At 72.0% G+C, this 21807-nt stretch carries 18 protein-coding genes and 1 pseudogene; 12 read left to right on the top strand and 7 right to left on the bottom strand.

What is annotated here, in order from left to right:
- Window positions 1-53: 53 nt before the first annotated feature.
- On the top strand, window positions 54-509 hold the full coding sequence (locus tag CLT74_RS18055) for a gamma-glutamylcyclotransferase family protein (RefSeq protein WP_099847585.1): 456 nt from the start codon (window positions 54-56) through the stop codon (window positions 507-509).
- Window positions 510-601: 92 nt separating this feature from the next.
- Here the strand turns inward: CLT74_RS18055 and CLT74_RS18060 are convergent, their stop codons facing one another.
- From CLT74_RS18060 to CLT74_RS18070, 3 genes are all read right to left on the bottom strand, one after another.
- Window positions 602-1339: an SCO6745 family protein gene (locus CLT74_RS18060; RefSeq protein ID WP_099847586.1), complete on the bottom strand. Its 738-nt coding sequence runs from the start codon at window positions 1337-1339 to the stop codon at window positions 602-604.
- Between the two features lie 86 nt (window positions 1340-1425).
- Entirely contained in the window at window positions 1426-2349 is a 924-nt protein-coding gene (locus CLT74_RS18065) for a hypothetical protein (RefSeq protein WP_099847587.1), read from the bottom strand.
- A 4-nt stretch (window positions 2350-2353) separates the two neighbouring features.
- The gene (locus CLT74_RS18070; RefSeq protein ID WP_099852291.1) at window positions 2354-2986 is read right to left on the bottom strand and encodes an MBL fold metallo-hydrolase; all 633 of its coding nucleotides are present in this window, start codon (window positions 2984-2986) and stop codon (window positions 2354-2356) included.
- A 114-nt stretch (window positions 2987-3100) separates the two neighbouring features.
- Between CLT74_RS18070 and CLT74_RS18075 the strand changes: the two genes are divergently transcribed.
- Window positions 3101-4081 carry a DUF4349 domain-containing protein gene (locus CLT74_RS18075; protein ID WP_099847588.1) on the top strand — a complete coding sequence of 327 codons (981 nt, stop codon included), beginning with the start codon at window positions 3101-3103 and terminating at the stop codon, window positions 4079-4081.
- On the opposite strand, the gene CLT74_RS18080 is transcribed toward CLT74_RS18075, so the two are convergent.
- Both CLT74_RS18080 and CLT74_RS18085 read right to left on the bottom strand, forming a co-directional pair.
- A complete protein-coding gene (locus tag CLT74_RS18080; RefSeq protein WP_099847589.1) occupies window positions 4038-5297 on the bottom strand; it encodes an amidohydrolase in 1260 nt (419 codons plus the stop codon). The genes CLT74_RS18075 and CLT74_RS18080 overlap by 44 nt on opposite strands.
- A gap of 521 nt (window positions 5298-5818) precedes the next feature.
- A complete protein-coding gene (locus tag CLT74_RS18085; RefSeq protein WP_099847590.1) occupies window positions 5819-7402 on the bottom strand; it encodes a methylmalonyl-CoA mutase family protein in 1584 nt (527 codons plus the stop codon).
- A gap of 204 nt (window positions 7403-7606) precedes the next feature.
- On the opposite strand from CLT74_RS18085, the gene CLT74_RS18090 reads away from it, so the two are divergent.
- Window positions 7607-9694, top strand: coding sequence for a protein kinase domain-containing protein (locus tag CLT74_RS18090; RefSeq protein ID WP_099847591.1), 2088 nt, complete (start codon window positions 7607-7609; stop codon window positions 9692-9694).
- A 48-nt stretch (window positions 9695-9742) separates the two neighbouring features.
- A pseudogene (locus CLT74_RS18095) lies at window positions 9743-11424 on the top strand (phospho-sugar mutase).
- Between the two features lie 16 nt (window positions 11425-11440).
- Here the strand turns inward: CLT74_RS18095 and CLT74_RS18100 are convergent.
- Both CLT74_RS18100 and upp read right to left on the bottom strand, forming a co-directional pair.
- The gene (locus CLT74_RS18100; RefSeq protein WP_099847592.1) at window positions 11441-12115 is read right to left on the bottom strand and encodes a GOLPH3/VPS74 family protein; all 675 of its coding nucleotides are present in this window, start codon (window positions 12113-12115) and stop codon (window positions 11441-11443) included.
- Between the two features lie 172 nt (window positions 12116-12287).
- A complete protein-coding gene (gene upp / locus CLT74_RS18105) occupies window positions 12288-12920 on the bottom strand; it encodes a uracil phosphoribosyltransferase (RefSeq protein WP_099847593.1) in 633 nt (210 codons plus the stop codon).
- A gap of 134 nt (window positions 12921-13054) precedes the next feature.
- Between upp and deoC the strand changes: the two genes are divergently transcribed.
- The 8 genes from deoC (at window position 13055) to cydD (ending at window position 21802) form a co-directional block, all read left to right on the top strand.
- Window positions 13055-14014 carry a deoxyribose-phosphate aldolase gene (gene deoC / locus CLT74_RS18110; protein ID WP_099847594.1) on the top strand — a complete coding sequence of 320 codons (960 nt, stop codon included), beginning with the start codon at window positions 13055-13057 and terminating at the stop codon, window positions 14012-14014.
- A 5-nt stretch (window positions 14015-14019) separates the two neighbouring features.
- Window positions 14020-15450 carry an aldehyde dehydrogenase family protein gene (locus CLT74_RS18115; protein WP_099847595.1) on the top strand — a complete coding sequence of 477 codons (1431 nt, stop codon included), beginning with the start codon at window positions 14020-14022 and terminating at the stop codon, window positions 15448-15450.
- The gene (locus CLT74_RS18120) at window positions 15443-16267 is read left to right on the top strand and encodes an aldehyde dehydrogenase family protein (protein WP_099847596.1); all 825 of its coding nucleotides are present in this window, start codon (window positions 15443-15445) and stop codon (window positions 16265-16267) included. The genes CLT74_RS18115 and CLT74_RS18120 overlap by 8 nt, the downstream gene beginning before the upstream one ends.
- 75 nt (window positions 16268-16342) lie before the next feature.
- Entirely contained in the window at window positions 16343-16828 is a 486-nt protein-coding gene (locus CLT74_RS18125; RefSeq protein WP_099847597.1) for a BlaI/MecI/CopY family transcriptional regulator, read from the top strand.
- Window positions 16829-16838: 10 nt separating this feature from the next.
- Window positions 16839-17744, top strand: coding sequence for a M56 family metallopeptidase (locus tag CLT74_RS18130; protein WP_099847598.1), 906 nt, complete (start codon window positions 16839-16841; stop codon window positions 17742-17744).
- 113 nt (window positions 17745-17857) lie between these two features.
- The gene (locus tag CLT74_RS18135) at window positions 17858-19114 is read left to right on the top strand and encodes a cytochrome ubiquinol oxidase subunit I (protein WP_099847599.1); all 1257 of its coding nucleotides are present in this window, start codon (window positions 17858-17860) and stop codon (window positions 19112-19114) included.
- A 10-nt stretch (window positions 19115-19124) separates the two neighbouring features.
- Complete coding sequence (gene cydB / locus CLT74_RS18140; RefSeq protein WP_099852294.1) at window positions 19125-20132, top strand: cytochrome d ubiquinol oxidase subunit II; 1008 nt, start codon at window positions 19125-19127, stop codon at window positions 20130-20132.
- A complete protein-coding gene (cydD, locus tag CLT74_RS18145; RefSeq protein ID WP_099847600.1) occupies window positions 20129-21802 on the top strand; it encodes a thiol reductant ABC exporter subunit CydD in 1674 nt (557 codons plus the stop codon). The genes cydB and cydD overlap by 4 nt, the downstream gene beginning before the upstream one ends.
- Window positions 21803-21807 lie beyond the last annotated feature (5 nt).

A 21807-nucleotide genomic window follows, 5' to 3' on the forward strand; every position in this document is an offset into this window, starting at 1 on the left:
GACACGCACCGTCGTATTCTCCCCCACGCTCCGGCCGGGCTATCGTCATCGCCGTGCGTCATTACGCCGCCTACGGCTCGAACCTGGACCCCGCTCGAATGCGTGCCTACTGCCCGCACTCGCCGATGGTGGGCATCGGCTGGCTGGAAGGCTGGCGGCTCACCTTCGCCGGTGAGGACGTCATCGGCTGGGAGGGCGCGGTCAGCACAGTTGTCGAGTCGCCCGGCGACCGGGTGTTCGTGGCGCTCTACGACATCCACCCCTACGACGCGGCCCAGTTGGACGAGATCGAGGGCGTCACCGCCGGCACGTACCGGAAGCTGACCGTCCGCGTCTCGACGCTTGACGGCGACGTGACCGCCTGGGTCTACGTCTTCGACGGCTACGAGGGCGGCCTGCCCACGTCCTGGTACCTCTCGGAGATCGCGAACGCCGCCGAGAAGGCCGGCGCGCCGGACGACTACGTCATCGAGCTGCGGTCCCGGCCCACCGGCACCGCTTCGGCGTAGCGCGTCTCCCACCTGCCCAGTCTGCTACCGGTCGTCGTGGTGCCGGGCGCCGACCCCGGGTCCGGGGTGAATCGTCCCGGGATGGCTGGTTCTCAGCCCTCTGCGTGGGTCCGCGCCACTGTCACCAGCTCGACCAGTTCCGCGCCCTCGGTCGGCCCGAACGCGGTGAAGGCCGGCGCGACGAGCCGGTCGGTCATCGCCTCGGCCCACAACCGCCGCCGCACCAGCGGTCCGACCGGCGGGTAGGGCGGCGGCCAGCCACAGGCCATCGCGCCGCTGGCTCCCTCGGGCCCGGCCAGCACTGCCTCCAACGGCGTCATCCCGCTGGCGCGTACGGCCACCAGATGCGCGCCGGTGAAGTGCTCGCGCAGCAGGCGTAGGCCGGCGGCGACCCGGGCGCCCGGGGTCGCCGCGTCCAGCGGCATGGCGCGCCAGGCCGCGAAGAGCGGCATCGCGCTGGCGTCGGCCGCCGCGACAGCCCGTTCCACGAGCACTGCGAGTCGGTCGACACGGGACAGGTCACCCAGCACCTCCTCGCCCCACCGGCAGCACTCCGCCAGGCTGGCAGCGGCCACCTCGGACGGCCGGACCGTGCGGGCGGCGGCGTCCCAGCCGTCGGCCACGGCCTCGGGGGCGATGAAGCCGAGCGCGGCCGCGACGGTCTCCGCCCGTACGTCACCCAACGCGCCGGCCCGACCTGTGACGTAGAAGGCCCATCCGGAGATGCCGAGCAGCCGCGCCCGGCGCAGCGTGGTCGGGCACCTGTTGTACGCCTCGCCGAGGGCGAGCACCGCCGGCTTGCTCGCCGCCGCGACCTGCTCCGGCGTCATCCCGCCCCGCCCGCGCGAGGTCCATTCGACGCTGTGTACGTGAAGGATCCGCCCGAAGGTCCGTCCATGAGGGACCAGTCTGCCGGTCAACCGTCGGTGTCGGCATCCCCCTCTTCGGCGTCCAGCGCCTCCATCGCGGCCTCGGCCTCGCCGGCACGTCGCCGGGCGGTGCTCAGCGTCCGTTCGGCGGCCCGGCGGGCCAGCCGGCAGCGGCTGAGTTCCTGCTCGGCGACGGCCCGACGGCGTTCCAGTTCGGCCAGTTCCGCCTCGACGGCGTCCAGCGCGGCCGTACCGTCGCGTTCGGCCGCCACCGCGCCGTCCAGGTCCGTCTCGGCCCGTTCCTGGTCGCTACGCGCCCGGTCCAGTTCCTTCGCCAACGCCTGGCGGCGACGGGTCCGTTCGGCCCGGGCCGCCCGCTGCGCCTGCTCGGCCCGCAACGCGCCCCGGTCCGGTGGACGCTGTCGCACCGCAGCGGCGGGTGGCGGTTCCTCCCCACCGGTGACCAGGCGCAACTGCGGGCGGGGCACCTCGCCGAACCCCGCGTAGTGGGCCGGTCGCAGCAGCCGCCCGGAACGCACCTGCTCGGCCACCTCGACGTCGGAGAGCGCGGCGTTGAGGGTCGCCTCGACCTCGGCCAGCGGCAACTTCCCGCCCACCGGAGCGCCCTCGACGCCAGCGGCGAGCCGGCGTACCTCGGTGACCAGCGCGCCGACCACCGCCCGCCGCTGCGCGGACAGTTCCCGCAGGCGCGGGCCGCGCAGCTCGCGCTGGGCCTCCCGGAGCGCCTCGGCCAGCTGCGCCAGCTCGGACACCAGCTCCGGTCGCTCCAGTGCGAGCAGGTTCACCAGCCAGGCGGCCACCGTGGGCCGACGCAACCGGGCGATCTCCCGCGCGGTACGTGGATCGCCGGCCCGGCGGGCCTGCGCGGCGGCGTCGTCCCGGGCGGCGACGAACCGGTCCGGTGGGGTGCGGTACAGCTGTTCGACGAGGTCGGCTGGGGGCTCGGGCATCGGCTCAGCCGTCAATCCGACTGCCCGGCTCCAGCCGCCGGTACTCGCTGCCGGACAGTGCCGTGTACTGCCGGTCGAGCACCGCGTAGCCGTTGTCGTTGAGCAGGGCATCGTGCAGCGCGAAGACCCGGCGTGGGGCCACCGCCCGGATGAAGTCGACCACCTCGGAGAACTTCGACCAGGGCGCGTGGATCGGAGCGAAGAGGGTGTCGACCTGGACGTCGTCCGGGACGAACAGGGCGTCCCCCGGGTGGTAGACGACATCGTTCAGCAGGTAGCCGAGGTTGTCGATCACCGGGATGTCGGGGTGGATCACCGCGTGCCGACCGCCGTGTGCGCGTACCGGGACTCCGGCGGCGGTGAACGACTCTCCGGGGGCCACCGGGTGCAGCACGTCGGCGGCGTCGCCGAGGGTGCCGGCCAGCGACGCCGGACCGTGGATGACGAAGGGACGCCGGGCCAACTGGCGGTTCACCGCGGCCACGTCGAGATGATCCGGGTGTTCGTGGGTGACCAGGACCGCGTCGGCACCGTCCAACGCCAGCGCCGGCTCACTGAACATCCCCGGGTCGATGACCAGCACTCCCCCGTCGTGCTCGACCCGCAGGCACGAGTGGGCGTACTTGGTGAGCCGCATCGTGATGCCTCCCATATCGATTCGTGACGTCCTGAGCGCAGTCTGCCGGAACCTGTGCGGTGTCGTGTGGCGTCCGAGCCATTGCCCGCCCGGGCAACAGAGAGGGGAACGGGGATGAGAACACGAAGAGCCCGCCGTCACGCGACCACCACTGTGGCGACGCTTGCCGCGTTGTTGATGCTCGCCGGCTGCGGCAGTGGCAGCGACTCGGGTTCCGACGGCTCGATGGCCGAGGCACCCGCGGCGGCGCCGGAGGGCGCAGGTGCCCCGGACGAGGCACAGGGTGGTGCCGCCGAGGCGCAGGGTGGTGCCGGCGCGGCGACGGACACCCAGGTCGACCAGCGGTCCATCATCTACACCGGATCGATGAGGGTGCAGGTGGACGATGTGGACGTCGCCGCCCGGGACGCCGCCGCCGCGGCCACCCGGGCCGGCGGCTTCGTCGGCGGGGACCAACGCCGCAGCTCCGACGCCGACGCGGTGGCCGATCTCGAACTGCGGGTGCCGGCGCCGCGGTTCTACGCGGTGGTGGAGGAGCTAGCCGGCCTCGGCCGGCAGGAGCGTCGAGAGATCGGCACGCAGGACGTCACCGAGGAGACCATCGACCTCGACGCCCGGATCGCCAGCCAGCGGGCCCGGGTGGAGAGCGCCCGGCGGCTGCTCGCCCAGGCCGACTCGATAACTGATCTGGTCAACATCGAGAACGAACTGGCCCGGCGGGAGGCCGACCTGGCTTCGCTGGAGGCGAAGAAGCGGCGGCTGGCCGACCTCACGGCACTGTCCACCATCACGGTCACCCTGGTGGGGCCGGGTGTCACTGTCGCCGATGAGGAGGACCAGATCGGCTTCCTGGTGGGGCTCAAGGGCGGTTGGCAGGTCTTCCTGGCCTCGATGACCGTCCTGCTCACCGTGCTGGGTGCGGTCCTGCCGTGGCTGCTGGTCTTCGGCGTACCGCTGGGTGCGCTGTGGTGGCTGGCCCGCCGTCGCCGCCGGAACCGACCGGCGGCACCGGCGCTTGTCGCTCCGGTCGGCGCGCCGCCACCGCCGGGGGTCAGCGTGCCGCCGCCAGTGCCTGGAGCGCGGTCTGCACCATGAGTCGGACGCCCGCCGGGATGGCTCGTTCGTCCACGTCGAACGACGCCCGGTGCAGATCGACGTTCGGCCCGGAGCGGCCGACCCCGAGCCGAGCCAGGGCACCGGGGACGTACTCCAGATACCAGGAGAAGTCCTCGCCGCCCATGCTCTGCGGGGTCTCCGCGACGCCCTCCGGGCCGAGCGCGGCGGCGGTGGCCGCGTTCAGCACCCCGATGGCCCGCGCGTCGTTGCAGACCGGCGGGCGACCACGTAGGTATTCCAGGTCGACAGTGGCGCCGGTAGGTGCGATGACGTCCCGGACCACCTGCGAAACGATCTTCGGGGCCGACTCCCAGGCGTCACGGTCCATCACCCGCAGCGTGCCGGAGGCGGACGCCTCGGACGGGATGACGTTGTAGCGGGTGCCGGCGGAGGCGTGACCGAAGACCAGCAGCAGCCCGCTGTTGGCCGGCACCCGGCGGCTGACCAGGGCCGGGACTTCGGTGATCAGCCGGCCGAGCGCGTCGACCAGGTCCACGGTCAGGTGCGGGCGGGCGGTGTGGCCGCCCGGGCCGGTCAGACGGACCGTGACGTTGTCGGCGGCAGCGGTGATCGGGCCGACCCGCAGCCCAACCTGGCCGACGGGCAGGTTCGGGTCGCAGTGCAGCGCGAAGATCTGCACCACGTCGTCGAGGCCGCCGGCCTCGATCACCTCAAGCGAGCCGCAGGGCAGGATCTCCTCGGCGGGCTGGAAGATCAACCGGACCCGGCCGGGCAGCTCGCCCAGGTCGGCCAGCTGCGCGAGCAGCATGCCGACGCCCAGCATGATCGTCGTGTGCACGTCGTGCCCGCAGGCGTGGCAGACCCCGTCGACAGTGGAGCGGTAGGGCACATCCTTGACGTCGGTGAGCGGCAGCGCGTCGATGTCGGCCCGCAGCGCGATCACGGGACCGTCCGGACGGCCGTTGATGTCGCAGATCACCCCGTTGCCCTTGGGCAGCATCCGCGGCTGCAACCCGGCCAACGAGAGTTCCCGGGCGACCAGGGCGGCGGTCTCGAACTCCGCGCCGGACAGCTCCGGGTGCGAGTGGATGTGACGGCGCGTGGCGATCAGGCCCGGTACCCGGAGGGCGAGCAGGTGATCCAACTCGAAGGGCAGGGGCTGGGAACCGGTCGGCACCTCCGGCCAGGACGGCGCCAGTTGGTGACCGGTAGGCATCGTCAACGCACTCGTCACGTCGAATTCTCTTCGATCACTAGAAATGGATGGATCATCGGGATCAGCAGACAGCGTAGACCCCCGACGGTGACTCTGCGCAACCTCGTTCCGGTGATGATCGGACAGCACAGCGTCACGTATGCCCTGCTGAGAGCGTCCGTAGGTGAGCGGCACAGCAGGTAGATCGCGGTCGTACGCCGTCATCCACCTCTCACCTCCTACAACGCGTAATCGCGTCCCGGGTGCCGAGAATCTTCTCGGAACCATCGTCGTCGTTCCGAATTGTCGCATTAGTCGCGCCAATGAACTGACGGTACGACAATTACCCGACCACTCCCGGCAACGTGCACCAGTGGACATTCACACGCACGGAAGCCGTCCGACCGCACACCGTGTGCGTTCACGTGATCACCGGAAGCGGAGTACCCGGGGACGGGCCGTTCGACACGCTGCGCAACTGTCGACACTCCGGACCGCGCGCGCGACAGGGCCGGACCCCCGGTTGCGCGGTCGGCCGGCCGCCGACTGAGGATCCGTCCTCAGAACCGGTCAGTGGGCTGGTACCGACCCCAGACCTCGCGGAGCGCCCCGCACACCTCGCCGACGGTGGCCCGCTCGCGCAGCGCCGCCTTCATCGGGTGGAGCACGTTTCCGGTGCCCGAGGCGGTCTCCCGCAACTCGACAAGGGCCCGCTGCACAGCCGCGGAGTCCCGCTCGGCCCGCAGCTTCGCCAGCCGCTCCGCCTGTGCCGCCTCGATCGACGGATCGACCCGCAGCGGCTCGTACGGCTCCTCGGCGTCGATGGCGAACCGGTTGAGCCCGACCACCACCCGCTCGCCCGAGTCGATCTCCTGCGCGATCCGGTACGCGGACTGCTCGATCTCCCGCTTCTGGAAGCCGACCTCGATCGCGTCCACCGCCGAACCGTGCTCGAAGACCCGGGCCATCAGCGCGTCCGCCGCCGTCTCGATCTCCTCGGTCATCGCCTCCACCACGTACGAGCCGGCGAACGGGTCGACGGTGGCGGTGAGGTCCGTCTCGTACGCGAGCACCTGCTGGGTCCGCAGCGCCAGCCGGGCCGCCTTCTCGGTGGGCAGCGCGATCGCCTCGTCGAAGCTGTTGGTGTGCAGCGACTGGGTGCCGCCGAGCACCGCGCCGAGCCCCTGCACCGCCACCCGCACCAGGTTCACCTCGGGCTGCTGGGCGGTCAGTTGCACGCCCGCCGTCTGGGTGTGGAAGCGCAGCATCATCGACTTCGGGTTCCTGGCGCCGAACTCGTCGCGCATGAGCCGGGCCCAGATGCGTCGGGCCGCCCGGAACTTCGCCACCTCTTCCAGCAGCGTGGTGCGGGCCACGAAGAAGAACGACAGCCGAGGGGCGAAGTCGTCCACGGCCAGCCCGGCGGCGATCGCCGCCCGGACGTACTCCACGCCGTTGGCCAGCGTGAACGCGATCTCCTGCACGGGCGAGGCACCGGCCTCGGCCATGTGGTAGCCGGAGATGGAGATGGTGTTCCACTTCGGCACCTCGGTACGGCAGTAGCCGAAGGTGTCGGCGACCAGCCGCAGCGAGGGCTTGGGCGGGAAGATGTACGTGCCCCGGGCGATGTACTCCTTGAGGATGTCGTTCTGGATGGTGCCGTTCAGCGCCGAGCCCGGCACCCCGTTCTCCTCGGCGACGAGCTGGTAGAGCAGCAGCAGCACCGAACCGGGTGCGTTGATCGTCATCGAGGTGGAGACCTTGTCCAGCGGTATGCCGTCGAAGAGCAGCCGCATGTCCTCGATGGAGTCGATGGCCACGCCCACCTTGCCCACCTCGCCGTGCGCGATCGGGTCGTCGGAGTCGTAGCCCATCTGCGTGGGCAGGTCGAAGGCGACCGACAGACCCATCGTGCCGGCCCGCAACAACTGGTGGTAGCGCGCGTTGGACTCGGTGGCGGTACCGAAGCCGGCATACTGACGCATGGTCCACGGCCGGGAGGTGTACATGGTGGGATAGACCCCACGGGTGTACGGGAACTCGCCCGGTGCGCCGAGTCGGGAGTCCAGGTCGCCGGGAAGATCAGCAGGCGTGTAGACGCCCTTGATCGGGAAACCGGACTCGCTTGACCGCCGTTCGCTCATCCACGGATGGTAGGACGCGCGGTAAAGGTGCCGGGTGAGGGATACCGCACACCGCGTCGCCTGCCGCGACAAGAGGTGAGTACCTGCACACGTACCGTCGAGTACTGGAAACGTCCGCCGCGCCGGCTTTCGCATCGGGCGTATGAACCAGCAAGATAGGGGGGTTGTGTCCCAGCCCTCTCGACTTCCCCCGGTGGCTTTTCTGTGACTCAGATCCCGACGTGGAGCGGCGGACCAGTCAGCACTCCCACCAACGGACGCGCGACATCCGGCACCGTCATCGGTGACCGGTACTCGCTGCGCTCGGCGGTGGGCAATGGTGGCATGGGTACGGTCTGGCGGGCCACAGACACACTTCTGCGCCGCGACGTGGCGGTCAAGGAGGTCATCCTCCCGCCCGGCCTGGCACCGAGCGACCGCGACGCGATGTACGAACGCACTCTGCGCGAGGCCCGCGCCGCCGCCGCCATCGCCCACCCGGCGGTGGTCCAGGTGTACGACGTGGTCACCGAGGCCGGCCGGCCGTGGATCGTGATGGAGCTGCTGGACGCCCGCAGCCTCGCCGACATGGTGATCGAGGACGGGCCGATCGCCCAGCGGGTGGTCGCGAAGATCGGCATTGCGCTGCTCGGCGCGCTCGAGGTGGCGCACGCGATAGGCGTGCTGCACCGCGACGTCAAGCCGGCCAATGTGCTTATCTGCTCGGACGGCCGCTGCGTGCTCACCGACTTCGGCGTGGCCCGGATGCCCACCGACGTGCAGCTCACCACCCCGGGCATGGTGCTGGGCTCACCACACTTCATCTCCCCCGAGCGGGCCATGGGGCAGGAGTTCGGCCCGCCGAGCGACCTGTTCTCGCTCGGCGTGACGCTGTACACCGCGGTGGAGGGCCGGCCGCCCTTCGACCGGGGTGACCCGATCGAGACCATGCACGCAGTGGTCGAGGATCCGCCCGCCCCGCCGCAGCGCAGTGGCCCGTTGACCCGGGTGCTGATGGGCCTGCTGGAGAAGGACCCGGCCCGCCGGCTGGACGTGCACACCGCCCGCGCCATGCTGCGCGAGCTGCTGGCCGGCCCGCTGAGCAGCAGTGCCGCCGGGGTCAACTCGATGACCGACCAGTACTCCGTGATGCCGGTGCCGCAGCCCATCCCGATCAGCGCGCCGGCCGCCCCGGCGAAGCCGGTCCCGTCCGGGCAGATCGGCGGCCGGGCGATGCTCGGCCCCGGTGAGTCGCTCACCGACCGGCTGGCCGCGCTGCGCCGGGGCGAGCGCCCCGGCCAGGTTGCGGCGGCCAGCGCCGCCGCGATGGAGGACACCAGCGCCGACGCACTGGCCCGACCGGGGCAACGGGGCGCGGCGATGTCCCCGCCCGCCGGCCGCACCTACGGTGGCGCCGAGACGACCCAGCGCATCGGCGCGGACGCCACCCAGCGTGTCGGGCCGGAGGTGTTCGGCTATGGCGCGCCGTCCGACGCGACCCAGCGGGTCGGCGGCTACGGCGCCGGGCCCGATGCCACCCAGCAGCTCGGCGGCTACGGCAGCCGACCCGAGGCGACGCAGCAGATCGGTGGCTACGGCGGCGCCCAGTGGCCGGCCGCGCCGAACCAGCCGTACGGCACCCCGACCCCCGCTCCCGACGGCGGCGGCAGCCCGGTCGACCGGGCGAAGGCCGCCGGCACCCGGGTGGTCTCCACGGTGAAGGGCTGGCCGCGCAAGATGCAGCTGGCGGCGGCCGGCGGCCTCGCGGTGCTCCTGCTGATCGGCATAGTGGCCTTCTCCAGCGGTGGCGACGAGACGCCCACCACCCCGGTCGCCGAGCCGTCCAGCTCGGCGGACGAGGGCCCCGGCCTCGAAATGCAGGAGCACTCGGCGCGTGGGGTGCAGATGCTGGTGCCCAAGGGCTGGAAACGGGCCGCCGGCGGCGTCTACATCGACTACACCGACCCGGAGGACAGCGGCCGCCGGGTGCGCATCCTCAACGAGAAGTGGAGCGGCACCTCGGTCCGCTGGGCAGAGGTCGCCGAGAACGGCCTGAAGACCCGGTCGACCTCCTGCGCCAAGCCGTACACCCAGATCGCCATGGCCGAGAAGGAACTCGCCGGCAAGCCCTCGGCAGAGTTCGAGTACACCTGCGGCGACGGCGATGCCATGCGGCACGGCATCTGGCACGGAGTCGCGCACGACGGGCGGCTCTACTCGTTCTACCTCACCTCGAACGACGCCCGCTTCGAGGAGAGCAAGCCGATCTACGCGGAGATGCTCAAGTCTTTCCAGCTCACCGCGGCCGGCTGAGCCGGGGCGCACGCCCGGGGAGATCCGCCGCCGTGCTATCAAGAGGCCATGGCGGCGGAGCACACTGACCTCGACACCATCCGCGAGCGGGCCGAACGTTGGCTCGCCGACGATCCTGACCCGGCCGGCCGGGCGGAACTGCGGGCGGTGCTCGACCGGCTGCCGGCGAGCGCGCCGGAGCTGGCGGACCGGTTCGCCGGGCCGTTGACCTTCGGCACGGCCGGGCTGCGTGGGCCACTGCGCGCCGGTCCCAACGGGATGAACCTCGCGGTGGTCACCCAGGCCGCCGCCGGGCTGGTCGCCTGGCTCGCCGCTCAGGGCGGCACCGGTCCGCTGGTGATCGGGTACGACGCCCGGCGCGGTTCCCGCGAGTTCGCCGCGCGCACCGCGCAGGTGGCCACCGGGGCGGGACGCCCGGCGCTGCTGCTGCCCCGCCCACTGCCCACCCCGGTGCTCGCGTATGCGGTGCGGCACCTGTCGGCGGTCGCCGGGGTGATGGTGACCGCCAGCCACAACCCCCACAGGACAACGGCTACAAGGTGTATCTCGGCGCTGAGCTGGGCGGCGATCTGGGCGCCGGAGCGCAGATCGTGCCGCCGGCCGACGCCGGCATCGAGGCCGCGATCCGCGCGGTGGGGCCGCTGGCCCAGGTACCGCTCGGCCCCGCCGGCCAGGTGCTCGGTGACGACCTGGTCGCCGCGTACGTGGCACGGGCGGTCGAGGTCGTCACGCCGGGTGGCCCCCGGGAGCTGACCGTGGCGTACACCCCGCTGCACGGTGTCGGAGCGGCGGTGCTCACCGCCGCGTTCGCCGCCGCCGGTTTCCCGGTGCCCGGGGTGGTGCCGGACCAGGCCGAGCCGGACCCGGACTTCCCGACGGTCAGCTTCCCCAACCCCGAGGAGCCGGGCGCGGTGGACCGCCTGGTCGCGCTCGCCGAACGTACGGACGCCGACCTGGCCATCGCCAACGACCCCGACGCCGACCGCTGCGCCGTGGCGGTCCGCGACGCGGCCGGCGGCGCCGACGGGTCGGGTTGGCGGATGCTGCGCGGGGACGAGGTGGGCGTGCTGCTCGCCGACCACCTGATGCGACGCGGGGTCACCGGCCTGTACGCCACCACGATCGTCTCGTCGTCACTGCTGCGGGCGATGTGCGCCGCGCGTGGGTTGCCGTACGGGGAGACGCTCACCGGGTTCAAGTGGATCGTCCGGGCCGGTGACGGCGGTGAGCCGCTGGTGTTCGGTTACGAGGAGGCGCTCGGCTACTGCGTCGCCCCGGACCACGTACGCGACAAGGACGGCATCACCGCCGCGCTGACCGTGGCCGAACTGGCCGCCGGCCTCAAGGCGGAGGGGCGCACGCTCACCGACCGGCTGGACGAGCTGGCTGCCGAATTCGGCGTGCACCACACCGACCAGCTCTCGGCACGCGTGGACGACCTGCGCCTGATCGCCGACGCGATGGCCCGGATCCGCGCGGCCACCCCCACCACCCTGCTCGGCCAGCCGGTCACCGAGACACAGGATCTGCTCCCCGACGCCGACGTGGTGATCCTGCGTACCGCAACGGCCCGGGTGGTGATCCGCCCTTCCGGCACCGAACCGAAGCTCAAGGCGTACCTGGAAGTCGTGGAACCCGTCACCGACGGCGACACCACCGCAGCCCGCACCCGCGCCGCGAGCGCCGTTGCGGCCCTACGCACCGAGATCGCGAACGCCCTCGGCATCTAGCAACTCCCCTGGTTGATCAGCGGCGGGGGCCGAGGGCGTGCTCTACGGCGCGGCCCAGGGCGGCCACCACGAGGGCGACCGAGGGGCGGATCACCGAGTCCTCCAGGCTGACCTCGCCGGAGAAGCCGGCGCCGCTGGCGATCTCCTCCAGCCGTTGGCGGGCGGCGTCGGCGTCCTCGCCGGTGACCCCGAGGGCGGACTCCATCCGGAGCACGGCGACCAGGGTCGCGAGGGCGGCGGTCCGCTCGTCCGGAGCGGCACCGGTGAGCACCACGGCGAGCCGCTGCCGGGTCTCCTCCTCCACCGACGGGTCCACCACCGGGTACCTGTGCACGTGGATGAAGCCCAGCTCCGTCTCGTCGACGTCCCGGACGACGCCCTGCTCGCAGAGGTCGCCGAGGATCCGGTCGCGCAGGCCGTGCCGTAGCCGCTGTACCCAGGACGACGGGCTGTGCGGCGTGTCCGCGACGATCTTGGCCAGTACCGCGTCGGTGACCGGTTCACCGGTCGGCGTCGGGTCCACAGCCGTCAGGGCGCCGTCGGCGTACGCGATCCGGCCGGCCAGGGCCAGTTCGATGAGCACTGCGGCGGCCATGCCCAGGTCGAGGCTGATCCTCGGCAGGGTCGCCTTGCCGGTTTCGTCGTCGTAGGCGAGCAGGAGCAGTTCCTCGGCGAGCGGAACACCAGTCATGGCCCGAGACGCTAGCCGCTGGACGCCACCGCCCGCAGCACAAACCGCCGCCGGATGAACGGCCGTCGTCCACTGCCGGCGTTGTCGGCCCACAGCCGGCGTTGTCGGCCCACAGCCGGCGTTGTCGGCCCACAGCCGACGTTGTCGGCCGCGTCGGCGGCGGGGTCGCCGCTCAGAAGCGGGGCATGCCGCCGAACTGCCGGTCACCGGCGTCGCCGAGGCCCGGCACGATGAACATGCTGTCGTTGAGGCCGTCGTCGATGGCGGCGGTGACCAGGCGCAGCGGCAGTCCGGAACGCTCCAACCGCTGGATGCCGGCCGGCGCGGCGAGCACGCAGAGCACCGTGATGTCGGTGCAGCCGCGCTCGGCCAGCAGCCGGCAGCAGTGCTCCAGTGAGCCGCCGGTGGCCAACATCGGGTCGAGGACCAGCACCGGCAGGCCGGCGAGATCCCGGGGCAGCGACTCCATGTAGGCGCGCGGCTCGAACGTCTCCTCGTCCCGGGCCAGCCCGACGAAGCCCATCGAGGACTCGGGCAGCAGCCCGAGCGCGGCGTCGGCCATGCCGAGGCCCGCCCGCAGCACCGGCACCAGCAGCGGCGGGTTGGCCAGCCGGGTGCCCTCGGTGCCGGTCACCGGCGTCTGCACCGGGTACGTCTCCACCGGGAAGGAGCGCGCCGCCTCGTACACCAGCATGGTGGTGAGTTCGTGCAGCGCCGCCCGGAACATGGCGGAGTCGGTGCGTTCGTCCCGCATGGCGGTCAGCCGGGACTGGGCGAGCGGGTGGTCAATGACGAGTACGTCCACGATCGCTCAACCTACCCGCCCCGGACACCGGCGCGCGGCCCCCGGGCACGACCAGCGACGTCGCTCACCCGGGAGCGCTCCGACGACCACGGTGACCAAGATCATGCGACAGGAACCTGCGTAGACTTCGGGGCATGACGGCGACAGCGACGTCGGCCCGCTCGGACCTCTCCGAGCTGGGACGATCCGAGACCGCTCTGCGGACCTTCCTGCACGGCCTACCGGGCGTGGACCAGGTCGGCGCGGAGCAGCGGGCAGCCCAACTCGGCACCCGATCCATCAAGACCACCGCCAAGGCCCAGGCGATCGACCTCGCCATCCGGATGGTCGACCTGACGACCCTTGAGGGCGCGGACACGCCCGGCAAGGTGCGGGCGCTCGCCGCCAAGGCGCTGCGACCCGATCCGGCCGATCCGTCCTGCCCGCACGTCGGCGCGGTCTGCGTCTACCCGGCGATGGTCCCGTACGTGGCCGAGGTGCTGCGCGGCAGCGCAGTTCATCTGGCCAGCGTGGCGACGTCGTTCCCGTCGGGCCAGGCACCGCTGGAGATCAAGCTCGCCGACACCCGCGCCGCCGTCGAGGCGGGCGCCGACGAGATCGACATGGTGATCAACCGGGGCGCGTTCCTGGCCGGCCGTTACTCCGAGGTGTACGACGAGATCGTCGCTACCAAGGAAGCCTGCGGTGACGCCCATCTGAAGGTGATCCTGGAGACCGGCGAGCTGGCCACCTACGACAACGTGCGCCGCGCCTCGTGGCTGGCGATGCTGGCCGGCGGTGACTTCATCAAGACCTCCACCGGCAAGGTCCCGGTCGCCGCCACGCTGCCGGTGACCCTGGTGATGCTGGAGGCGGTACGTGACTTCCGGGCCGCCACCGGACGGCAGGTAGGCGTGAAACCGGCCGGCGGCATCAAGACCACCAAGGACGCGATCAAGTACCTGGTCATGGTCAACGAGACCGTCGGCCCGGACTGGCTGCACCCGGACTGGTTCCGCTTCGGCGCCTCCAGCCTCCTCAACGACCTGCTGATGCAGCGCACCAAGCTGACGACCGGCGTGTACGCCGGCCCCGACTACTTCACCCTGGACTGACCGCGATGTTCGAATACGCACCCGCCCCCGAGTCACGCTCGGTGGTAGACCTCAAGCCCTCGTACGGGCTTTTCATCGACGGGAAGTTCGTGGACCCGGCCGACGGGTCCAGCTTCAAGTCGATCAACCCGGCCTCCGAGGAGGTGCTGGCCGAGGTCGCCGAGGGCGGCGCGCAGGACGTGGACCGCGCCGTCCGGGCAGCCCGCAGGGCGTACGAGAAGGTCTGGGGGCCGATGTCGGGCCGGGACCGGGCCAAGTACCTGTTCCGTATCGCCCGGATCATCCAGGAGCGCTCGCGCGAACTCGCCGTGCTGGAGTCGCTGGACAACGGCAAGCCGATCAGGGAATCCCGGGACGTCGACCTGCCGCTGGTCGCCGCGCACTTCTTCTACTACGCCGGCTGGGCCGACAAGCTGCCGCACGCCGGCTTCGGGTCCAACCCGCAGCCGCTCGGCGTGGCCGCGCAGGTCATCCCGTGGAACTTCCCGCTGCTGATGCTGGCCTGGAAGATCGCCCCGGCCCTCGCCGCCGGCAACACCGTGGTGTTGAAGCCGGCCGAGACCACCCCGCTCACCGCGCTGCTCTTCGCCGAGATCTGCCAACAGGCCGACCTGCCGGCCGGCGTGGTGAACATCGTCACCGGTGCCGGCGAGACCGGCCGGGCGCTTGTCGAGCATGACGGCGTGGACAAGGTGGCCTTCACCGGCTCCACCGACGTCGGCCGGGCCATCGCCCGCGCGGTCGCCGGCAGCCGCAAGAAGCTCACCCTGGAACTCGGCGGCAAGGCCGCCAACATCGTCTTCGACGACGCCCCGGTCGACCAGGCCGTCGAGGGCATCGTCAACGGCATCTTCTTCAACCAGGGGCACGTCTGCTGCGCCGGTTCCCGGCTGCTGATCCAGGAGTCCGTCGCCGAGCAGGTACTGGAGTCGCTCAAGCGGCGGATGGCCCAGCTGCGTCTCGGTGACCCGCTGGACAAGAACACCGACATCGGAGCGATCAACTCCGCCGCGCAGCTGTCCCGCATCCGGGAACTGACCGAGGCCGGCGCCGCCGAGGGTGCGCAGCAGTGGTCGCCCCCCTGTGAACTGCCCGAACGGGGCTTCTGGTTCGCGCCGACCATCTTCACCGGCGTCACCCAGGCCCACCGGATCGCCCGCGAGGAGATCTTCGGCCCGGTGCTGTCCGTGCTGACCTTCCGCACCCCGGCCGAGGCCGTCGAGAAGGCCAACAACACGCCGTACGGGTTGTCGGCCGGAATCTGGACCGAGAAGGGCTCCCGGATCCTGTGGATGGCCGACCGGCTGCGCGCCGGAGTGGTGTGGGCCAACACGTTCAACAAGTTCGACCCGACCTCGCCGTTCGGCGGCTACAAGGAGTCGGGCTACGGTCGCGAGGGCGGCCGGCACGGGCTGGAGGCGTACCTCAATGTCTGAGCGGGTCGCGGTACGCAAGACGTACAAGCTCTTCATCGGCGGGAAGTTCCCGCGTAGCGAGTCGGGACGGTCGTATCTCGTGCAGGACTCCAACGTGTCACTGGCCTCGCGCAAGGACGCGCGGGACGCCGTGCTGGCCGCCCGCGCGGCAGTGAAGGGCTGGGCCGGAGCGACCGCGTACAACCGGGGTCAGATCCTGTACCGGGTCGCCGAGATGCTGGAAGGCCGCCGTGAGCAGTTCGTCGCGCTCGGCGTGCCGGCCGACGAGGTGGACGCGGCGACCGACCGCTGGGTCTGGTACGCCGGCTGGTCGGACAAGCTCCCACAGGTGTACGGGGGCGCGAACCCGGTCGCCGGGCCGTACTTCAACCTGTCGGCGCCCGAGCCGACCGGGGTGGTGGCGGTGGTGGCTCCCGAGGCACCGGCGCTGCTCGGTCTGGTCAGCGTGATCGCCCCGGCGATCGTCACCGGCAACACGGTGGTGGTGGCCGCCTCGCCGGCGGCACCGCTGGCCGCGGTGACCCTGGCCGAGGTGCTGGCCACCTCGGACCTGCCGGGTGGCGTGGTCAACATCCTCACCGGTCGCCTGTCGGAGACCGTACCCACGCTGGCCGCGCACATGGACGTCAACGCCATCGACCTGACCGGCGTGACCGACCCGGAACTGGCCGCCGACCTGGAGGTCAAGGCGGCGGAGAACCTCAAGCGGGTGCTCCGCCCGGTGCCGGAAACTCACGACTGGTCGGCGGATCCGGGGCTCGGTCGGATGACGGCCCTGCTGGAGACGAAGACGGTCTGGCATCCCAAAGGGGTCTGACTTCCCTTGCTCTTGGGGTTTCCGGGGAGCCCCGCCCGTGTGGGGTGGGTCTACTACAGGGGGTAGGATTCGGGGGTGACTCGGCTGGGGGATCTTGAGCGTGCGGTGATGGACGTGCTGTGGGACTTGGTGCCCGCCACGTCGGATGGTGTCACCGTGCGCGAGGTGGCCGACGCCCTGGACGGGCGGGAGTTGGCCTACACCACCGTGATGACCGTGCTGGACCGACTGGCCGGCAAGGGCATGGTGCAGCGCGAGCGGGAGGGTCGGGCCTGGCGTTACCGCGCTTCGGCCAGCCGCGAGGCGTACATCGCCCAGCTCATGCTCGATGCGCTCGACCTGGGTGGCAGCCGCGACGCGGCGCTTGTCCGGTTCGCCCACTCGGTCACCGGCACCGAGGCCGATGTGCTGCGTGCCGCGCTCGCGGCGGAGGCCGGGATGGCAGCCGACGCACCTGGATCGGCCGACGGCCCGGGTCGCGGGCTGACCGACCGGGTCGAGTCGCCGCAGGCCGACCGGGCGTCGCGCCCCGGCCTGGCCGACGAGGCCGCAGAGCGGTAGGGGCGACGCCGTGGCGCACACCCTGCACTTCGCCGCCTCGATGGTGGCGTGCTGGCTGATCGCTCAGGTGCTGGCCCGTTCCACCTGGACGTGGCGCAGCCCTCGGGTGGCGATCCTCTGCTGGCAGGCGATCGGCCTCGGGGTCGGTCTCTCCGCGATGGGCCTACCGATCGCGCTGGGCCTCGCCCCGTACCAGCGGGGCACCGGCAGCGCCCTGCTGGCCCTGGTCGACGATCTCTGGCACGGCACCCTGCCCGCCGATCTCGGTGCGCTGCACCTGGGGCTGGTCGGCGTCGGTCTCGGCATCGGTGCGGTGCTGCTGACCACGACGGTACGCAGCATCCACGGCACGGTACGCGCCCAGCGTCGGCACCGGGACCTGCTCACCCTGGTCGCCCGGCGGGATCCGACGGTGCCCGGGGCACTTGTCCTCGACCACCCGGGTGCGGCCGCGTACTGCCTTCCGGGGGTGAAGCCCCGGGTGGTGGTCAGCGCCGGCACGCTCAGCCTGCTCGACCGGGCCGAACTGGAGGCGGTGCTGACCCACGAGCGGGCGCACGCGCAGGAGCGACACGATCTGGTGCTGCTGCCGTTCACCGCGCTCTGCCGAGCGTTGCCCTGGTTCCGCTGGGTCCGCGAGGCCCACGAGCGGGTGTCCCTGCTTGTCGAGATGCGCGCCGACGACAAGGCCCGCGAACTGCACGCCGAGGCCCCGCTGGCCGGTGCGTTGCGCCGGTTCGCCGCCGCCGGAAACCGGATCACGCCGGCCGGTGCGCTCGGCCTGGGCGACCGGGATCTGGACGTACGGGTGCAGCGGTTGCTTGTCACCGAGCGTCCGGCTCGGCTGCTCGGCGCCACCGCCCTGACCGTGACCGTGACGGTGGCCGCCCTGCCGGTATCGCTCTTCCTCAGCTGACAACCCTGAACTAACCCTGATCGTGTCGGCCCGGACCGCAGCGTGGACCTATAGGTAGCGTCGCTACGTGTAGGCTCCCTATTCGCATCGAATCCTGTCCCGGGAGAGCCGCCATGGACACCCTGCTCCTCGCCCGCCTGCAGTTCGCCACCACCGCCTCGGTCCACTTCCTCTTCGTGGCCGTCACGCTCGGCCTGGTCACCCTGCTCGTCGGGATGCAGACCGCCTGGGTGGTCACCGGGAACCACAGGTGGGAGCGGCTGACCCGCTTCTGGGGCCAGCTGTACGTGATCAATTACGTGCTCGGCATCGCGACGGGCATCGTGATGGAGTTCCAGTTCGGGTTGAACTGGAGCGGGCTGTCGCGCTACGTCGGCAACGTCTTCGGCGCTCCACTGGCGATCGAGACCCTTGTCGCCTTCTTCCTGGAGTCGACATTCCTCGGCATGTGGATCTTCGGTTGGCACCGGCTGCGCCGTGGCGCGCACCTCGCGTTGCTCTACGGGGTCGCGATCACCGCGTACGCCTCGGCGTTCTGGATCATGGTGGCCAACTCCTGGTTGCAGAACCCGGTCGGCTACGAGGTACGCGACGGCGTCGCCCACCTGACCGACTTCGCGGCGCTGCTGACCAACCCGGCCCTGTGGATGGCCCTCGGGCACGTGGTGTCCGCCGCCCTGCTCACCGGCGGCCTGCTGATGGCGGCGATAAGCGCCTGGCACCTCAACCGCCGTACCCCCGACCATGCGCTGTTCCGCAGCTCGCTGCGGATCGGTCTGGTCACCGCCGCGCTGGCGATCACCCTCGTGCAGGGGTTCGGCTTCGCCCAGTTCGGGCCGGTGGCCGGCGTGCAACCCACCAAGTTCGGCGGCGACAGCCCGCAGGCCGAGGCGCTGATCGCCGACTGGACCAGCCGGTTCGGCCCCGGCGACTACCTGCCTCCCGCGCTGTCGAGCGTCGGCCTCGGCTTCATGATCCTTATCGGCTTCGCCCTCGGCCTGCTCTGGCTGCTCGTCCCGCTGCTGTGGCGGGACTGGATCATCCGCCTCCGATTCCCACTGTGGCTGCTGATGCTCGCCCTGCCCCTGCCGTTCGTCGCGCTGATCCTCGGCTGGATCGCCCGCGAGGTGGGCCGCCATCCCTGGGTGGCGTACGGGCTGCTGCCGGTGGAGCAGGCGGTCTCGCCGATCAGCCCCTGGCTGATGGCGGCCTCGCTTGTCGGCTTCACTTTGCTGCTCGGCACGCTCGCCGTCACCAACTGGATGCTGCTCGCCCGGTACGCCGCCCGGGGTGCCGCAGACCCCGCTCTCGGCCGCCCGCCGGCCCAACCGCCGGCCGACGACCCACGCCCCGAACCCGCTTTCGCCTGAGGAGCCGGAGATGGAACTCGCCTGGTACGCCCTGCTCGGCCTCTTCTTCGCCGGCTACCTGGTGCTCGGCGGCTACGACTACGGCGTCGGCCTGCTGCTCGCCCGTGGCGTCGACGCGCCACGCCGACGCGCCGCCCTCAACGCGGTAGGTCCGTTCTTCCTCGGCAACGAGGTGTGGCTGGTGGCCGCCGCCGGCATCCTGTTCGGCGCGTTTCCCGTGCTGGAGGGGGAACTGCTCGCCGGCAGCTACCCGGCGGTGGCCGCCGCGCTCGTCGGAGTGATCCTGGTGACCGCCGGGGTACAACTCCGCAGCCGGCCGGACAGCACACGGGCCCGCGCCGCCTGGGACCGGGTGATCGTGGTCGGCAGCCTGCTCGCCGCGCTCGGCTGGGGTGTGGTGCTCGCCGGACTGCTCCAGGGCGTACCGCTGCGCGCCGACGGACACGTCGCCGGGGTGACGCACCTGTTCACTCCGTTCGCCGCCGCCACCGGGCTGGCCGTGCTGGCGCTGATCGTGGCGCACGGTGCGACCTTCCTCACGCTCCGGTTACCCACAGTCGAGGGCGACCTGCTCCGGCCGTTGGCCCGCCGGCTGCTCCTCGCCGCGATCGTCGCGGTGGGCGCGGCCACCGTCGCCGGCCTGCTCTCCGACCGGGTACGCGCCGCCGCGCAGCGCCCCGCGGTCGGCGTACTGCTGGCGGCGTTGCTGGTGACGGCCCTGCTGGCGGCGCGGGTGGCGCTCGGGCGGCGACGGCCCGGCGTGGCCTTCGCGGCCACCGCGACGGCGCTCGCACTCCCGGTGCTGCTGATCGGCGCGACCCTCTGGCCGTACGTGCTGGTGTCGACCGTGGAGCAAAACGCGTCACTGACGGTGACCGACGCGGCAGCCAGCGGGCCGACCCTGCGTCTGCTGGGCTGGCTGACGGTACCGCTGCTGCCGGCCCTACTAGGCTTCCAGGCGATGTGCGTGTGGATTTTCCGGGGACGGGCCGACGGCAGGGCACCGGTGTACTGGTGAGCCGCCGCCCCTTCGACCCGCGGCTGCTGCGTCGGGTTCCCGCTGCCCGACGTGACCTCGCCGTGCTCGCGCTGCTCGGCGTGCTCGCCGCCGGGCTGGTCGTGGCGCAGGCCACCGCCCTGGCCGTGCTGCTGGCCACGGCCTTCACCGGGCGACTGGACCGGGCCGCGCTCGTCGGTCTGCTGGCCGCCGTCGCGGCCCGCTCGCTCGTGGTCTGGGCACAGGGCGCGGTGTCCGCGCGGGTGGCCGCGACGGTCAAGGCGGCACTGCGGGCCGACCTGTTGGGTGCGGTCGCCCGACACGGGCCGGGCTGGGTCGCCGGGCAGCGGGCCGGGCAGCTGGCCACGCTCGCCGGTCGGGGACTGGACGCGCTCGACGCCTACTTCACCGGCTACCTGCCGCAACTCGTGCTGAGCATCACCGTGCCGGTCGCGGTGCTGGGCCGGGTCCTCTTCGCCGACTGGAGTTCGGCGGTGATCATCGCGCTGACGCTGCCGCTCATCCCGATCTTCGGCGCGCTGCTCGGCTGGCAGGCGCAGGCGGCCACCGAGCGCCAGTGGCGACGGCTGTCCCTGCTCGGCGGGCACTTCCTGGACATGGTGGCCGGTCTGCCCACGCTGCGCGCGTTCGGCCGGGCCCGGGCGCAGACCGACGCGGTACGACGGATGGCCGACGGTCACCGGATCGCCACCATGAAGACGCTGCGGATCGCCTTTCTCTCCGCGCTGGTGCTGGAACTCGTCGCCACCCTGTCGGTGGCGCTGGTCGCCGTGCCGGTCGGCATCCGGCTGCTCGGCGGCGGGTTGGCGCTGCAGACCGCGCTGCTGGTGCTGCTGCTGACCCCGGAGGCGTACCTGCCGCTGCGGGCCGCCGGTAGCCGGTTCCACGCGAGCATGGAAGGGCTCACCGCGCTGGACGAGGCGCTCACCCTCTCCGGTTCGGCGCCCCCGGCACCGGCGGGCCACCGGGGCCCGCGACCGGACGGGCGCGCCGAGATCCGCTTCGAGTCGGTAACCGTCGCGTACGAGCGCACCACGGCGCTGCGGGACGTGACGCTGACCATCCGGCCCGGCGAGCGCATCGCGATCATCGGGCCGAGTGGTGCCGGCAAGAGCACCCTGCTCAACCTGCTGCTCGGCTTCGTGAGCCCGACCGACGGCCGGGTCACCGTCGGCGGGGTCGACCTGGCCGGCGCCGACCTCGACGACTGGCGGCGACAGGTGGCGTGGGTGCCCCAACGGGCCCACCTGTTCGCCACGTCGCTCGCTGACAACATCCGGCTCGGCACCCCCGACGCCACAGCCGCCGATCTGGCCGCCGCGGTCCGCGCCGCCACGCTGGACGAGGTGGTCGCCGCCCTGCCCGACGGGCTGGACACCCTGCTCGGCGAGCGGGGGCACGGCCTGTCCAGCGGGCAGCGGCAACGGGTCGCCCTGGCCCGGGCGTTCCTGCGGGACGCACCTGTGGTCCTGCTCGACGAGCCGACCGCGCGCCTCGACGCCGCCGCCGAGGCGGCGGTGCTGTCGGCCACCCGTGAGCTGGTCGCCGGCCGTACCGCGCTCCTGGTGGCCCACCGGCCCGCGCTGCTCACCGAGGTCGACCGGATCCTGCGGGTCGAGGACGGGCGGGTCACCGAACTCACTCCGGCGCCTGCCGGGGAGCGCCGATGAGCGGG

This window comes from Verrucosispora sp. CNZ293, from assembly GCF_002754655.1.

Excerpts from the sequence above, each read along its gene's own strand:
- CLT74_RS18060 (WP_099847586.1), bottom strand. The coding sequence starts at position 1,339 with ATGACGCCGGAGCAGGTCGCGGCGGCGAGCAAGCCGGCGGTGCTCGCC.
- CLT74_RS18075 (WP_099847588.1), top strand. The coding sequence starts at position 3,101 with ATGAGAACACGAAGAGCCCGCCGTCACGCGACCACCACTGTGGCGACG.
- CLT74_RS18100 (WP_099847592.1), bottom strand. The coding sequence starts at position 12,115 with ATGACTGGTGTTCCGCTCGCCGAGGAACTGCTCCTGCTCGCCTACGAC.
- CLT74_RS18085 (WP_099847590.1), bottom strand. The coding sequence starts at position 7,402 with ATGAGCGAACGGCGGTCAAGCGAGTCCGGTTTCCCGATCAAGGGCGTC.
- CLT74_RS18065 (WP_099847587.1), bottom strand. The coding sequence starts at position 2,349 with ATGCCCGAGCCCCCAGCCGACCTCGTCGAACAGCTGTACCGCACCCCA.
- CLT74_RS18135 (WP_099847599.1), top strand. The coding sequence starts at position 17,858 with ATGGACACCCTGCTCCTCGCCCGCCTGCAGTTCGCCACCACCGCCTCG.
- cydB (WP_099852294.1), top strand. The coding sequence starts at position 19,125 with ATGGAACTCGCCTGGTACGCCCTGCTCGGCCTCTTCTTCGCCGGCTAC.
- CLT74_RS18120 (WP_099847596.1), top strand. The coding sequence starts at position 15,443 with ATGTCTGAGCGGGTCGCGGTACGCAAGACGTACAAGCTCTTCATCGGC.
- CLT74_RS18115 (WP_099847595.1), top strand. The coding sequence starts at position 14,020 with ATGTTCGAATACGCACCCGCCCCCGAGTCACGCTCGGTGGTAGACCTC.
- deoC (WP_099847594.1), top strand. The coding sequence starts at position 13,055 with ATGACGGCGACAGCGACGTCGGCCCGCTCGGACCTCTCCGAGCTGGGA.
- CLT74_RS18070 (WP_099852291.1), bottom strand. The coding sequence starts at position 2,986 with ATGCGGCTCACCAAGTACGCCCACTCGTGCCTGCGGGTCGAGCACGAC.